The following is a 13,769-nucleotide window of genomic DNA, read 5'->3' on the forward strand; positions in this document are numbered from 1 at the left end:
GGCGTACGGCGTCGCGTCGTCGAGGCGCCGCCCCGCGGCGGCCGCCCCCGCGACCACCAGCGGGAACGGGACAGCGAGCAGGGCGAGGGCGCCGAAGGACGCCACGGCCAGGGCGACCAGCGCCGGGTGCAGCAGCGCACGCCGCGCGACCCGTACGACGGCCTGCGCGACGATCGCGATCACCGCCGGCGCGAGCCCGAGGAAGAGCGCCTGCACCACGGCGGTCTCGCCGTAGGTCACGTAGACGCCCGAGAGCACCAGCAGCGCCACGACGCCGGGGAGGACGAACAGCACGCCGGCGACCAGCGCACCCCGCACCCCGTTGAGCAGCCAGCCGACGTACGTCGCCAGCTGCTGCGCCTCGGGACCGGGCAGCAGGGTGCAGTAGGACAGCGCGAAGAGGAAGCGCTGCTGGCCGATCCAGCGGGTCTCCTCGACCAGCACCCGCTGCATCACCGCGATCTGGCCGGCCGGGCCGCCGAAGGTCTGCAGCGAGATCGCGAACCACACCCGCGCCGCGGCGCGCAGGGGGATGACGTCGCCCGCGCGTCGGCTCACGCGAGGAGACTACGGGCGCGCCCCGCCGGTCGCCGACCTAGGATGGGCGGGTCGCCCACGGGAGGAACCCATGACCACGATCCCGACCGTCCACGTCGAGGGAGTGCCCGACCCGGTGCCGCCGGGTCTCTCGGTGCTCGACGTCCGCGAACCGACCGAGTGGGAGCACGGCCACATCGACGGCGCCCAGCACATCCCCCTCGGCGAGCTCGGCGCCCGCGTCGACGAGCTGCCCGAGGGGCAGGTCCTGGTGGTGTGCCGCATCGGCGGCCGCTCCGCCCAGGCCGTGGCCTGGCTGGGCCAGCAGGGCCACGACGTGGTGAACCTCGGGGGCGGGATGCTCGACTGGGAGGCGGCCGGCCGGCCGATGGTCAGCGAGACCGGCCGGACGCCCCAGGTCGTCTAGCTCACTGCTCGGAGGAGTCGTCCTGCTCCTCGGCGGGCTCCGACTCCTCGCCGGTGCCCCCCTCGGTGCCGCCCTCGGCACCGTCCTCGGGAGCGGCGGTCTCGGCGCAGGTGGCGCCGGCGTACTGCACGAGCGCGTTCATCTGGTTCTGCTCGGTCTTCGACAGGTCGAAGTCGTCCATGGCCGCGAGGTCCTCGGCGGTCGCGTCGGTGTCGATCTCGGCGAGGATCTCGAGGTAGACGTCGAGGCCCTTCGACGCGTCCTGCGGGGCGTCGTCGGGGATGCCGCTGGCGCTGAGCCCCTCCTTGAGGGCCTCGACGTCGGAGCCGTCCTCGAGGGCGCCGTTGCCGACCAGGGCGGTGCAGAACGCGTCGTCGCTGCCGGGCTCGCCGGCGGCCGAGGGGGAGCTCGACGACGGGGTCGTCGGGTCGCTCGCCGCGTCGGACGTCTCGTCGTCGGAGCCGCAGGCGCTGGCCGTCAGGGCGACGAGCACCGCGAGGGGGGCGAGAGCGTGCTTCACGGGGGGTCCTTCCGTTCGAGGGCGCACGGGGCAGCTGCCCCGGCGCAGCCCACGACGGTGCCACAGGATCCCGAGAGGAACCTGAACGCCGCCGCACGTGCGGCCTACTGCTGCTGGGGGTCGAGCTCGCCGAGGTCCTCCTCGGTGGGCAGGTCGAGCTCGTCGGCGCAGGTCTGGGAGACGTAGCCGATGAAGGCCACGAAGTCGCGCTGCACCTGCTCGCCGAGGTCCTCGCCCAGGGTCTCGAGGTCGTCCTGGCCGTCGGCCCGGCGCACCAGCTCGCCGAGGGTCTCGAAGCCGGACCGGGCGTCGTCGGGGATGTCCTCGGGGGTGCCGACCTCGACCAGCCGATCGACGGCGTCCTTGGCGGCGTCGAGGTCGTCGCCGCCGCTGTCCTCGATCTCGGCGTAGACGCCGCAGAAGTCCTCCCGCGAGGCGTCGTCGGGGTCCGGGTCAGGCGAAGGCCGCCGGCGGCGGCAGCGCCACCGCGACCGCGAGCCGGCGCAGGTACTCCTCGCGGTCGATCTCGACGACGCCGAGGCTGGCCAGGTGGGCGGTGCTCCACTGCACGTCGAGCAGCCGGTCGGCGGCGTGCTCGTCGCCGAGCAGGTCGACGAGGGCCACGAGGGCCACCTTCGAGGCGTCGGTCTCGCGGTGGAACATCGACTCGCCGGCGAAGAGCCCGCCCGAGGCGACGCCGTAGAGGCCGCCGACCAGGCGCCCGTCGTGCCAGGTCTCCACGCTGTGGGCCCAGCCGAGGTCGTGCAGGCACAGGTAGGCCTCGCGGATGTCGTCGTCGATCCACCCCGAGGGCCGGCGCGGGTCGGCGCACGCGTCGAGGACCTGCTCGAAGGCGGTGTCGACGCGGGTCTCGTAGGTGCGCACCGAGCGGCGCAGCGAGCGCGAGACGTGCAGCCCGTCGAGGGGCAGCACCCCGCGCCGCACCGGGCAGAACCAGTACATCGGGTCGCCGGCGTGGCCCGAGGGCATCGGGAAGAGCCCCTGCCGGTACGCCGAGAGCAGGGTGCCGGGCTCCAGGTCGGCGCCGACCCCCACCAGGTCGTCGCGCGCGTCGAAGCGGGCGGGGTCGCCGAACGACCAGGGGGAGGCGGGGGGTTCGATCGGCACCCGGGCGACGGTAACGACCATGCGGGCCGCGGCACAGACCCGGAGGGGGGTTTGTGGTGGGCCTGGGCTGCCTACCATCGGCACATGAGCAAGCGTGGAGCCCTGACGGGGCAGATCGGTCGTCGACTGGCGCCCAAGGTGACCGGCATGGCCCCCGGCGTGACGTCGTCGTTCGTGCGGGAGGCGCTCAACCGCGCCATCAGCGGCGTGGGGCCCCTGCCGCCCGCCGCGGCCGCGGCCGACGAGCAGCGCCGCGAGCAGCACGGCGACGCCGAGAAGGGCGTGCACGAGGTCATCGAGAACCACGTGCGCTACGCCGGCGCCCAGGGGTTCCTGACCAACATCGGCGGCGTGGTCACCGCCGCCGTCGCGATCCCCGCCAACATCACCGGCCTCGCGCTCGTGCAGTGCCGGATGATCGCCGGCATCGCGCACCTGCGCGGCTACGACCTCGACGACCCGCGGGTGCGCAACGCGATCCTGGTCTGCCTGCTGGGCGAGGACAGCGTGCAGCGCCTCGTCAAGGCCGGCACCGTCCCCGCGCACCCCGCCGACCTGGCCACCGGGCCGGACTCCGACCAGGCCCTCGACCGCGCCATCTCCTCGGCGGTCGCCGACGACATCATCTCGCGCATCCTGGGCAAGCGGATGGCGGTCACGGTCGCCCGCCGGGTGCCGGTGGTGGGCGGCGTCGTGGGCATGGGCGCCGACGGTTACGCCACGTGGCGCATCGGGCGCTACGCCGAGCGCGAGCTGCGGCCCCTGGCCAACCGGTAGGCCCGGTGCAGCGCGCGGCCCGGCGCCGAGCGGCGTACGACGCGCAGCGCGCGCTCCTTGGCCCGCTGCACCGGCCGCGCGGCGTCGAGCTCGCGGCGCAGGTGGACGACCTCGCCGTGCAGCCGCTCCTCCTCGTGGCGCAGCCGGGCGTTGTCGAGCAGCAGCGCGCGGACCGCGTCGACCGCGGCGGCGGCCACCTGGCTCTCACGCGGTGAGTCGGGGTCGGCCCAGTGCGGCGCGGCGGGGGCGCCGGTGAGGTCGTCGAGGTCGCCGACGACGTCGTAGCCGCGGCGGCGCAGCTCGGCGATCCACGCGTGCCCGAGCTCCTCGGCCCAGGGGTGCACGTCGGCGGGCAGGCCCAGGCGCGCCGACCGGGTGCGCGCCGACAGGGTCTGGTGGGCCAGCAGCTCGCGCACCAGCGGCCGGTAGTCGGGCGGGTCGAGCACCGGGTTGACGGCCTTGTTGATGCGCCGCAGCAGCGCGGTCTCGGGCACCCCGAGCGAGGGGTTGGCGCGCTCGGCCTCGAGGTCGAGCTCGACCTCGCCGAGCTCGTCGAGCCCGAAGGTGTGCGAGAACCGCTGCCACAGCAGGTCGCGGGGACCGCCGGGCGGCGGCACCGTCACCACGTGCACCCGCTCGGGCGGCAGGGCGTAGCCCCACCGGTCGAGGATCTCGGGGATCTCCTGCACCCCCCAGAACCAGGTGGCGATGCGGGTCGCGTGTTCGGGGTCGCGCAGCTCGGCCAGGAAGCGCTCGAAGGTGATGGTGCTGCGGTGCTTGACGTTCTCCTGCCACTCCGCGGGGATCTGGCGCACCAGGTCGCGCACCGAGACCACCACGTGCACCTCGGTGCCGTCGTCGTGGCCCAGCGAGGCCAGCGCCCGCCCTACCTGGCTGCGCGAGGCGGTGGCCAGGATCTCGTGGCTGATGATGGCGGTGCCCTCGTGGGCCCGCACCTTCGCGGCCAGCTCGTCCCAGGCGCCGATGGCCTCGGTCTCCAGGCCGCCCCAGGGCAGCCGCATCAGGTCGAGCGCGGCCAGGAAGTGCGCGTCGAAGCGGTCCGCGGGGTAGAGCACGCCCGCCTCGAGCAGCCGCTCGCGGTTGCGGAACAGCACGTCCTGGAGGTGGGAGGTGCCGGTCTTGGGGGTGCCGACGTGCAGCAGGACCCGCTGGCTCACCGTCGGTCCTCCTGCCTGGGTCGGTCTGGGTCGTGGTCTGCGTGTGGGTGGGGGTGGCGGCCTGGGTGTCGGCCGGGGTGTGCGCCTGGGTGTGGCTCCGCGTGCTCGAGCAGCATCCGCACGGCCAGGTCGAGCACCCGGTCGTCGTGCGGCTCCCCCGGCTCGGCGCCGGCCAGGCGGCGCGGGTGGTCGAGCAGCGCGTCGGCGGAGCCCAGCACCGTGCCGACGACAGGGTACGGCGCCGCGAGCAGCTCGTGGCGCATCCGGCGCGAACGGCGCACCAGCCACCGGTGGTGCTCGGGCGGGACGCCCAGCACCGGGCCCGGCGAGGAGCCCGGCAGCGGCGCGGGCGCGTCGAGCAGGCGCGGGAGCATCACCTGCCGGAGCACCTGGCGCCCCCGGGCGGGGGTGACCAGCAGGCCCAGGACGCTGCCGACCCGGCGCGCCAGGTCGATCGCGTCGGCCGGCAGCCGCGGAGCCGGTGGCACGCGGCGTACGCCGACCTGGCCCGGCAGCGCGGCCGGGTCGAGGACCACGCGCACCCGGTCGGCGCCGACCCGGGCCGTCCAGCGGCGCGCCGAGGCGACCGGGTCGGCGCCGCGGCCCAGGCGCCCGGTCTCGACGACCGTGTCGACCCAGGTGCGCCACGACGGCACCGGGCCGCCGGTGGAGAAGGCCCGGTCGGTCCACAGGTCGACGAGCATCGTCGAGAGCGGTCCGCCGAGCACCAGCACGGTCGGGTCGGGCCCGCCCGGCGGCCGGCCGTGCGCGACCAGGTGGCGGCGCGTCGCGTCGGCGCGCCACGGGTCGCCGACCAGGCGGTAGCGCGGGCGCCAGGGCCGCGGCCGCGGCGCCCGGCGCAGCCGGGACACCGGGCCCGGGCCGGGCAGCGGCGCGGCGCTCAGGTCCTCGGCCAGCAGGTTGGTGGCCACCCTGACCAGCTCGTCGGCGGGCAGCCCCGCCGGGTCGACCGGCTCGGGGCCGAAGCGCGAGAGCGGGGCGGCGCCGAGCAGCTCGAGGTCGGGGCGCCCGCGGCCGGGGGCGCTGGCCTCGAGCACGCGGCGCGCCAGCTCCTGCTCCGGGCGCACGCCCAGCTCGTGCGTGGCCAGGTTGAGCCGGCGCAGCAGCTCGAGCTGCTGGGCGCCGGGCAGCACCCGCCCGGCGCGCTCGCCGGTGCCCGCCCACCGCGACCAGGGCGTCGTACCGCCGTCGAGCAGGTGGGCCGACCAGGCCCAGGCGCGGCGCTCGCCCGCGGTCTCGTCGTGCTCGGCGGTCACTGGGCGGTCACTGGTCGGTCACCGGCGCCTCACTGGTCGCGCAGGCGGCGGGCCTGGGAGCGGACCCGGTTGACCAGCTGCTGGTCGGGGTCCTCGCGCCGCGCGGCCTCGCGGGTCATCGCCGTCAGCGCGTCGATCGCCACGGCGAGCTCGGCGCGCGCCGAGATCTTGTCGGGGTCGACCCAGGTGCCGTCGGCCGGGCGCTGCGGGCGCAGGTCGGCCACGTCGCCGAGCACCTGCACGCCGGAACCCTCGACGTACTCGATCCAGCGCTCGGCCTCGGCCTCGGCCCAGTCGTACATCTTTGGCGGCAGGCCCAGCGGTGCGGCGCCCTTGCGGCCCGCGAGCTCTTGCTCGGCGAGCAGGTCGCGCACCAGGGTGTCGTAGGTGACCTCGCGGCGGGTACGACGCCCCAGCCGCTTGTTGAGCCGGCGCAGCAGCACGGTCTCGGCGGCCCCCAGGGAGGGGTTGCGCCGCTCGGACTCCTCGGGGGCCCAGGCCGGGTCGATGTCGAAGGCGGCGCAGAAGCGCTGCCACAGCGCGTCGGGCGCCGTCGCGCCGCCGCGCTGGGGCACCGTGACGACGTGCACGTTCTCGGGCGGCAGGCCCGCGCTCCAGGTGCCGAGCACCGAGGGCAGGTCGAAGGAGCGGTAGAACCACGGCTGGCGCTGGCGCACCTTCTTGAGGAACTGGCGGTAGGTCCACTTGCGGCCCTGCTTGATGCTCTCCTGCCAGGCTGCCGGCAGCTGGCGCCCCAGGTCGCGCGCCGAGTAGACGACGTGCACGTCGTCACCGCCGCCCAGCTCGCGCTTGGCCCGCGCGACCGCCTCGGCCGGGGCGGGGGCCAGGATCTCGTGGCTGACGATGACGGTGCCGCTGGAGCGCCGGACCCGGCGCACCAGCGCGTCCCAGCTGCCCTCGGCGTGGCCGGGCTCGCCGCCCCAGTCCTGGCCGAGCAGGTCGAGCGCGGCGCGGAAGTGGAAGAGCCCCGGGCTGACCACCGGGCTGCGGGTCGGCAGCGTGACCCCGTGCGACGACAGCGACCTGGTGTTGCGGGCCAGCCGGTCCTGCAGGTAGGTCGTGCCGGTCTTCGGCGCGCCGATGTGCAGGTAGACGCGTCGGTTGCTCACGCGGGTGATTGTGCCCGATCGGCGCCGAGGGCCCGAACGACGGCCGAGGGGCTGGGGCGCCCGAGCTCGCCGGCCATCCACGCGCTGGTGGCCACGAGGGCCCCCAGGTCGACGCCGTGCTCGATGCCCAGGCCGTCGAGCAGCCAGACGAGGTCCTCGGTCGCCAGGTTGCCGGTGGCGCTGACGGCGTAGGGGCAGCCGCCGAGCCCGCCCGCCGAGGCGTCGTACGTCGTGACGCCGGCGCGCAGCCCGGCCTGGACGTTGCTCAGCGCCTGGCCGTAGGTGTCGTGGAAGTGCAGCGCGAGCCGCTCGGGGCCGACCCCGGCCTCGGCGAAGGCCTCGACCAGGGCGGTGACGTGACCGGCGGTGCCGACCCCGATGGTGTCGCCGAGGCTGAGCTGGGAGGCGCCGAGGTCAAGCAGCTGGCGCCCGGCCGTGACGACCTGCTCGATCGGCACCGGGCCCTCCCAGGGGTCGCCGAAGCACATGGAGACGTAGGCGCGCACGTCGAGGCCGGCCGCGCGGGCGCGGGCCACGGTCGGCTCGAACATCTCCATCTGGGTGGCCAGGGTGCGGTTGAGGTTCTTGGCCGCGAAGGTCTCGGTGGCCGAGCCGAAGATCGCGACGTGGCGCATCCCGAGCTCGAGCGCCCGGTCGAGGCCGCGCTCGTTGGGCACCAGCACCGGCAGGTCGCGGGCCCGGTCGCCGAGCTGGTCGTCGGTCTCGAGCAGCGCCACCAGCTCGGCGGCGTCGGCCAGCTGCGGCACCCACTTCGGGTGCACGAAGCTGGTGGCCTCGACGACGGGCAGGCCGGCGGCGACCAGGCGGCGCACGAACGTCGCCTTGGTCTCCAGCGGCACCAGCGCCTGCTCGTTCTGCAGGCCGTCGCGGGGCCCGACCTCGTAGATCGTGACCCTCTCGGGCAGGCCGGGCGCGGGCACCCGCATGGGCAGCGCGCCGATCGCGGGCTCGCGGTGGGTCATGCCGGCCCCTCCTCCTGTGCGGTTGGTTCCACGTGGAACAACACGTGCCCCAGCGGCACCTGGCGTCCCGTCTCGGCGTCGACCGTGGTGACGGTGCCGTCGAAGGGCGCGATCAGGGCCAGCTCCATCTTCATCGCCTCCAGCACGCCGAGCACGTCGCCCTCGACGACCTGCTGGCCCTGCTCGACGCGGACGTCGAGCACGGTGCCGGGCATCGGCGCGACCAGGGAGCCGTCGCCGGCCTCGGGGCCGTGGTCGGCGAACGGGTCGGGGCGCTGCCAGGCCCAACGCTGGCCGCGGTGGGCCACCTCGACGTCACCGGAGCGCACGTCGAGCACGGCGTGCTCGGCGTGGCCGTCGACGATCAGGTGCACCGTGTGGTCGGCGACCGAGACCGTGCGGACCTCGTGGTCGTCGACCCGGCCGCGGTGCCGGTCGACCACGAGGCTGGTGCCGTCGAGGGTCACGGTGTCGGGCGCCGGGTCGGCGCCCATCCGCCAGCCGTCGGCGTGCCAGGGGCCGCTGGGCGGCGCGCCCGCGGGGCCGCCCGCCGGGGCGTCGGCCTCGCCGGTGTCGAGCAGCACCTGGGTCCAGGCCGCGAGGACCCGGGCCAGGTCGCCGTCGGGGGCGGGCACCTCGTGCCGGTCGAGCCAGGCGGTGTCGATGGTGGCGTCGCGGAACTCCTCCCCCGCCGCCAGCGCGCGCAGGAATCCGGTGTTGGTGGTCAGCCCGAGCACGGCGGTGTCGTCGAGGGCGGCGACCAGGCCGGTGCGGGCGCCCTCGCGGTCGGCGCCCCACACGACGACCTTGCCGAGCATCGGGTCGTAGGCGGTCGAGACCTCCTGGCCCGAGACCAGCGCGTGGTCGACGCGCACCCGGGCGCCCTGGCGCTCGGCGCTCGCCGGCCAGCGCACCAGCGTGGCGGTGCCGGCCTGGGGCAGGAACCCGCCGAAGGAGTCCTCGGCGTAGACGCGCGCCTCGATCGCGTGTCCCTCGAGGCTGACGTCGTCCTGGTCGAAGCCCAGCGGCTCCCCGGTGGCGACCTGCAGCTGCAGCGCCACGAGGTCGACGCGCTCGCCGCGCACCCGGGCCACCTCCTCGGTGACCGGGTGCTCGACCTGCAGGCGGGTGTTCATCTCGAGGAAGTAGAACTCGCCGGAATCGTTGTCGAGGAGGAACTCGACGGTGCCGGCGCCGGTGTAGCCGACCTGAGCGGCCAGGGCCACCGCCGAGGCCGTGATCGCGGCCCGCTGCTCGTCGCTGATCGTGGGGGCCGGGGCCTCCTCCAGCACCTTCTGGTGCCGGCGCTGGGTCGAGCAGTCACGCTCGAAGAGGTGCACCACGTGGCCGTGGGTGTCGCCCATGACCTGCACCTCGACGTGGCGGCCCGACTCGACGTACTTCTCGATGAGCATGGTGTCGTCGCCGAACGACGAGCTGGCCTCACGACGCGCGGCGCCCAGCGCCTCGGCGTACTCGCCGGCCGAGCGGACGACCCGCATGCCCTTGCCGCCGCCGCCGGCCGCGGCCTTGACCAGCACCGGGTAGGCGAAGGTGGCCGGGTCGTCGGCCAGGTCGTACGACGGCACCACGGGCACGCCCGCGGCGACGGCGATGTCGCGCGCGGCGTCCTTGCGCCCCATCGCGTCCATCACCTCGGCGGTCGGGCCGACCAGGGCGAGGCCGGCCTCGGCCAGCGCCCGGGCGAAGGGGGCCCGCTCGGAGAGGAAGCCGTAGCCGGGGTGCACGAAGCCGGCGCGGGTCTCCCTGGCGGCGGCGACCACCTCCTCGATGTCGAGGTAGGAGCCGACCCGCACCGCGACGTCGGCCTCGGTGACGTGCAGCGCGCCGGCGTCGAGGTCGGTGTGCAGGGCCACGGTGCGCCAGCCGAGGCGGCGCGCGGTGGCCAGCACCCGGCGGGCGATCTCGCCGCGGTTGGCGACCAGGAGGGTATGCATGTGCGTCTCCATCATTTGGTTCCCTCGGGGTCCCCGCGGCGTTGTTCGTGGAGGAGCGCAGCGGGGGAACGAAGAACGTCGTGGGGTGATTTCACATCCGGAAGATGCCGTAGCGGGGCTCGGGGATCGGCGTGTACGCCGTGGCCGCGAGGCCCATCCCGAGCACGCGGCGGGTGTCGGCGGGGTCGATGACGCCGTCGTCCCACAGTCGCGCGGTGGCGTAGTAGGGCGAGCCCTGGGTCTCGTACTGCTCGCGGATCGGGGCCTTGAACTGCTCCTCGTCCTCGGCGCTCCACTCCTCGCCGCGGGCCTCCAGGCCGTCGCGGCGCACGGTGGAGAGCACGCCGGCGGCCTGCTCGCCGCCCATCACCGAGATCCGGGCGTTGGGCCACATCCACAGGAAGCGCGGGTCGTAGGCGCGCCCGCACATCCCGTAGTTGCCGGCGCCGTACGAGCCGCCGATGACGACGGTGAACTTCGGGACCACGCTGCAGGCGACCGCGGTGACGAGCTTGGCGCCGTCGCGGGCGATGCCGTTGTTCTCGTACTCGCGCCCGACCATGAAGCCGGAGATGTTCTGCAGGAAGACCAGCGGGATGCCGCGCTGGTTGCACAGCTCGATGAAGTGGGCGCCCTTGAGCGCCGACTCGCTGAAGAGGATGCCGTTGTTGGCCACGATGCCGACCTCGTGGCCCCAGATCCGCGCGAAGCCGCAGACCAGGGTGTCGCCGTAGAGCTTCTTGAACTCGTGGAAGCGGCTGCCGTCGACGACGCGCCGGATCACCTCGCGCACGTCGTAGGGCGTGCGGGTGTCGGTGGGCACCACGTCGTAGAGCGACTCGGGCGGCTCGTGCGGCTCCTCGACCTCGGCGGCCGCGGTGCGGTGGGGGCGCGCCGGGGGCAGGGTGCCGATGACGCTGCGCACGATGTCGAGCGCGTGGGCGTCGTCGTCGGCGAGGTGGTCGACCACGCCGGAGGTGCGGGCGTGCACGTCGCCGCCGCCGAGCTCCTCGGCGGTCACGACCTCGCCGGTGGCCGCCTTCACCAGCGGCGGGCCGCCCAGGAAGATCGTGCCCTGCTCCTTGACGATGACGGTCTCGTCGCTCATCGCCGGCACGTAGGCGCCGCCGGCGGTGCACGAGCCCATCACGCTGGCGATCTGCGGGATGCCGGCGGCCGACATGTTCGCCTGGTTGAAGAAGATCCGGCCGAAGTGCTCGCGGTCGGGGAAGACCTCGTCCTGCATCGGCAGGAACGCCCCGCCGGAGTCGACGAGGTAGACGCAGGGCAGGTGGTTCTCGGCCGCGATGGTCTGGGCGCGCAGGTGCTTCTTGACCGTCATCGGGTAGTAGGTGCCGCCCTTGACGGTCGCGTCGTTGGCCACGATCACGCACTCGCGCCCGTGGATGCGGCCGATCCCGGTGACGATGCCGGCGCTGGGCACCGGCGTCTCCCCCGGCGCGCCGTACATCTCGGTGGCCGCCAGCGGGCTCAGCTCGAGGAAGGGGGTGCCGGTGTCGAGCAGGCGGTCGACCCGCTCGCGGGCCAGCATCTTGCCGCGCCCGGTGTGCTTGGCCCGCGCCGCCTCGCTGCCGCCCGTCCGTGCCGCCGCCAGCCGCTCGCGCAGGTCGGCGACCAGGTCCCTCAGTTCGCTCACCCGCCCAGGTTAGCGATCATTAACCTGCCCCACCACCGCGACCCGGCCTGAATATCGCGCTGACCCGGCCCGAGCTGACACCCGGGATGTCGGAACGGGCCGGGTGGGCGCGAGATATGGGCCTGGTCGGGGTTAACGGGCGCTAACCTCGAGGCATGTCCCGGCGCGAGCAGATCCTGGCCACCGCGGCGGAGCTCTTCGCCAAGCGCGGCTTCCACGGGGTCTCGGTGGCCGACCTGGGCGCGGCCTGCGGGGTGTCGGGGCCGGCGCTCTACAAGCACTTCGCCTCCAAGGACGCGGTGCTCGCCGCGATGCTGGTCTCGATCAGCGAGCAGCTGCTCGAGGTGGGCCGCGAGCGGGTGGCCGCGGCCCCCGACGCCCGGGCCGCGGTGGTGGCGCTGGTCGACTGGCACGTCGACTTCGCGCTGCGCCACCGCCCGCTCATCGTCGTGCAGGACCGCGACTGGGAGTCGCTGCCCGAGCAGGCGCGCGAGCAGGTGCGGGCGTTGCAGCGGGCCTACGTCGACGTGTGGGCCCGCGAGCTGCAGTCGGTGCACCCCGGGCTCGGCCTCGAGCAGGCGCGGTCGATGGCACACGCGACCTTCGGGCTGATCAACTCCACCCCCCACAGCGCGCTGCTGCCCGACCCGGCGATGGGCGACCTGCTGCACCGGATGGCGCTGGGCGCCCTCGGCCTGGAGCCGGCGGGCCTGGCTCAGGTGCCGCAGAACGTCACGTAGGGCCCGGCCCCCTCCGGGCCCGGGCGCGCGTGCGCCTCGAGGCCCGGCCGCTCGTCGTACGGCGCGGTGACGGCCTCGAGCAGCCGGTGCAGCGGCGCCACGTCGCCCGCGGTGGCGGCCTCGAGAGCCTCCTCGACCAGGTGGTTGCGCGGCACGTAGACGGGGTTGACGCGGTCCATCGCGTCGGCGTCGGGGTCGAGGGCCCGCCAGCGCTCGAGCCAGGCGTCGAGGCCGGGCAGGTCGAGCACCACCCCGCGCACGCCCTCGGCGTCGCCGCGCGCCGCGTCGCCCAGCGAGCGCCAGAACGAGGTGTGGTCGACCCGCGCGGCGGCCATCAGCGCCAGCAGGTCCTCGACGAGCGGGGCCACCAGGGCCCGCTCGAGCCCCTCGGGCAGGCCCAGCTTGGTGGCCGCACCGTCGGTGAAGGCGTCGGCGTACGCCGTCGCGAAGCGCTCGAGCGAGGCGGTCGCCGCCGCGACGGCGCGCTCCTCGTCGTCGTCGATGAGCGGCAGCAGGGCCTCGGCGAGCCGTGCGAGGTTCCACTGCGCGGCCGCGGGCTGGTTGCGGAAGGCGTAGCGACCGCCGGTGTCGATCGAGCTGAAGACCGTCGCCGGGTCGTAGGCGTCGAGGAACGCGCACGGGCCGTAGTCGATGCTCTCGCCCGAGATGGTCATGTTGTCTGTGTTCATCACGCCGTGCACGAAGCCGACCAGCACCCACTGCGCGACGAGCCGGGCCTGCGCGTCGACCACCCCCTCCAGCAGCGCGAGGTACGCCGCTCCCCCGGGGCCGGCCCCGCGGGCGGCCGGGTGGTGGCGCTCGATGGCGTGGTCGGCCAGGCGCCGCAGCAGGTCGAGGTCGCCGCTGGCGCGGGCGTACTGGAAGCTGCCGACCCGCAGGTGGCTGGAGGCGACCCGGGCGAGCACGGCGCCGGGCAGCGGCTGGTCGCGGTGCACCGCGCGGCCGGTGGCCACCACCGCGAGCGACCGGGTGGTGGGGATGCCCAGGGCGTGCATGGCCTCGCTGATCACGTGCTCGCGCAGCATCGGCCCGAGCGCGGCGAGCCCGTCGCCGCCGCGGGCCCAGGGCGTGCGCCCCGAGCCCTTGAGGTGCAGGTCGCGCAGCTCGCCGTCGGGGCCGGCCAGCTCGCCGAGCAGCAGCGCCCGGCCGTCACCCAGCCGGGGCGAGTAACCGCCGAACTGGTGGCCCGCGTAGCCCTGCGCGACCGGCGTGGCGCCCTCGGGCAGCACGGCGCCCACCAGCAGGGCGACGCCGTCGTCGCTGCGCAGCCAGGCCGGGTCGAGCCCCAGGTCGTGCGCCAGCGGCTCGTTGAGCACCACCAGCCGCGGCTCCGGGGCCTCCTCGGCCTGCCAGCGCACCGCCAGCTCGGGCAGCGCGTCGGCGAACCGGGTGCCCAGGCGCAGGTCGTCGGAGGTGCTCACGCTCATGCTCCCACG

Annotated in this window: 14 protein-coding genes; 3 read left to right on the forward strand and 11 right to left on the reverse strand. The window is 75.1% G+C overall.

All coding sequences use genetic code 11. The features are described 5' to 3' along the window. Positions 1-558: chromate transporter (locus tag ABKW28_RS08270; protein WP_348608133.1), on the reverse strand; the 558-nt coding region annotated here is incomplete at its 3' end. 70 nt (positions 559-628) lie between these two features. On the opposite strand from ABKW28_RS08270, the gene ABKW28_RS08275 reads away from it, so the two are divergent. Beyond that, positions 629-964, forward strand: a complete 336-nt coding sequence (locus ABKW28_RS08275) for a rhodanese-like domain-containing protein (RefSeq protein WP_348608136.1) — start codon at positions 629-631, stop codon at positions 962-964. Between the two features lies 1 nt (position 965). Here ABKW28_RS08275 and ABKW28_RS08280 read toward each other — a convergent pair whose 3' ends face one another. From ABKW28_RS08280 to aat, 3 genes are all read right to left on the reverse strand, one after another. Then, positions 966-1,484, reverse strand: a complete 519-nt coding sequence (locus ABKW28_RS08280) for a hypothetical protein (protein ID WP_348608139.1) — start codon at positions 1,482-1,484, stop codon at positions 966-968. A gap of 104 nt (positions 1,485-1,588) precedes the next feature. After that, positions 1,589-1,759 carry a hypothetical protein gene (locus tag ABKW28_RS08285; protein WP_348608142.1) on the reverse strand — a complete coding sequence of 57 codons (171 nt, stop codon included), beginning with the start codon at positions 1,757-1,759 and terminating at the stop codon, positions 1,589-1,591. A gap of 178 nt (positions 1,760-1,937) precedes the next feature. Then, positions 1,938-2,612 carry a leucyl/phenylalanyl-tRNA--protein transferase gene (gene aat, locus ABKW28_RS08290; RefSeq protein WP_348608145.1) on the reverse strand — a complete coding sequence of 225 codons (675 nt, stop codon included), beginning with the start codon at positions 2,610-2,612 and terminating at the stop codon, positions 1,938-1,940. An 84-nt stretch (positions 2,613-2,696) separates the two neighbouring features. Here aat and ABKW28_RS08295 point away from each other — a divergent pair, with 84 nt between their 5' ends. Beyond that, positions 2,697-3,389 carry an EcsC family protein gene (locus tag ABKW28_RS08295; RefSeq protein WP_348608148.1) on the forward strand — a complete coding sequence of 231 codons (693 nt, stop codon included), beginning with the start codon at positions 2,697-2,699 and terminating at the stop codon, positions 3,387-3,389. On the opposite strand, the gene ABKW28_RS08300 is transcribed toward ABKW28_RS08295, so the two are convergent. The 6 genes from ABKW28_RS08300 to ABKW28_RS08325 form a co-directional block, all read right to left on the reverse strand. After that, positions 3,350-4,567, reverse strand: coding sequence for a hypothetical protein (locus ABKW28_RS08300; protein ID WP_348608151.1), 1,218 nt, complete (start codon positions 4,565-4,567; stop codon positions 3,350-3,352). The two genes, ABKW28_RS08295 and ABKW28_RS08300, sit on opposite strands and share 40 nt — an antisense overlap. Further along, a complete protein-coding gene (locus ABKW28_RS08305; RefSeq protein ID WP_348608154.1) occupies positions 4,564-5,844 on the reverse strand; it encodes a hypothetical protein in 1,281 nt (426 codons plus the stop codon). The genes ABKW28_RS08300 and ABKW28_RS08305 overlap by 4 nt, the downstream gene beginning before the upstream one ends. A gap of 29 nt (positions 5,845-5,873) precedes the next feature. Next, on the reverse strand, positions 5,874-6,974 hold the full coding sequence (locus tag ABKW28_RS08310) for a hypothetical protein (protein ID WP_348608157.1): 1,101 nt from the start codon (positions 6,972-6,974) through the stop codon (positions 5,874-5,876). After that, positions 6,971-7,957 carry a hydroxymethylglutaryl-CoA lyase gene (locus tag ABKW28_RS08315; protein WP_348608160.1) on the reverse strand — a complete coding sequence of 329 codons (987 nt, stop codon included), beginning with the start codon at positions 7,955-7,957 and terminating at the stop codon, positions 6,971-6,973. Before ABKW28_RS08315 ends, ABKW28_RS08310 begins: the two co-directional genes overlap by 4 nt. After that, the gene (locus ABKW28_RS08320) at positions 7,954-9,915 is read right to left on the reverse strand and encodes a biotin carboxylase N-terminal domain-containing protein (protein WP_348608163.1); all 1,962 of its coding nucleotides are present in this window, start codon (positions 9,913-9,915) and stop codon (positions 7,954-7,956) included. The genes ABKW28_RS08315 and ABKW28_RS08320 overlap by 4 nt, the downstream gene beginning before the upstream one ends. Before the next feature lie 91 nt (positions 9,916-10,006). Continuing rightward, a complete protein-coding gene (locus ABKW28_RS08325) occupies positions 10,007-11,572 on the reverse strand; it encodes a carboxyl transferase domain-containing protein (protein WP_348608165.1) in 1,566 nt (521 codons plus the stop codon). 155 nt (positions 11,573-11,727) lie between these two features. On the opposite strand from ABKW28_RS08325, the gene ABKW28_RS08330 reads away from it, so the two are divergent. Continuing rightward, on the forward strand, positions 11,728-12,312 hold the full coding sequence (locus tag ABKW28_RS08330) for a TetR/AcrR family transcriptional regulator (RefSeq protein WP_341229647.1): 585 nt from the start codon (positions 11,728-11,730) through the stop codon (positions 12,310-12,312). On the opposite strand, the gene ABKW28_RS08335 is transcribed toward ABKW28_RS08330, so the two are convergent. Then, a complete protein-coding gene (locus tag ABKW28_RS08335; protein WP_348608168.1) occupies positions 12,288-13,760 on the reverse strand; it encodes a protein adenylyltransferase SelO in 1,473 nt (490 codons plus the stop codon). The two genes, ABKW28_RS08330 and ABKW28_RS08335, sit on opposite strands and share 25 nt — an antisense overlap. Between the last annotated feature and the right edge of the window lie 9 nt (positions 13,761-13,769).

The organism is Nocardioides sp. 31GB23, assembly GCF_040012395.1.
Classification (GTDB): domain Bacteria; phylum Actinomycetota; class Actinomycetes; order Propionibacteriales; family Nocardioidaceae; genus Nocardioides; species Nocardioides salarius.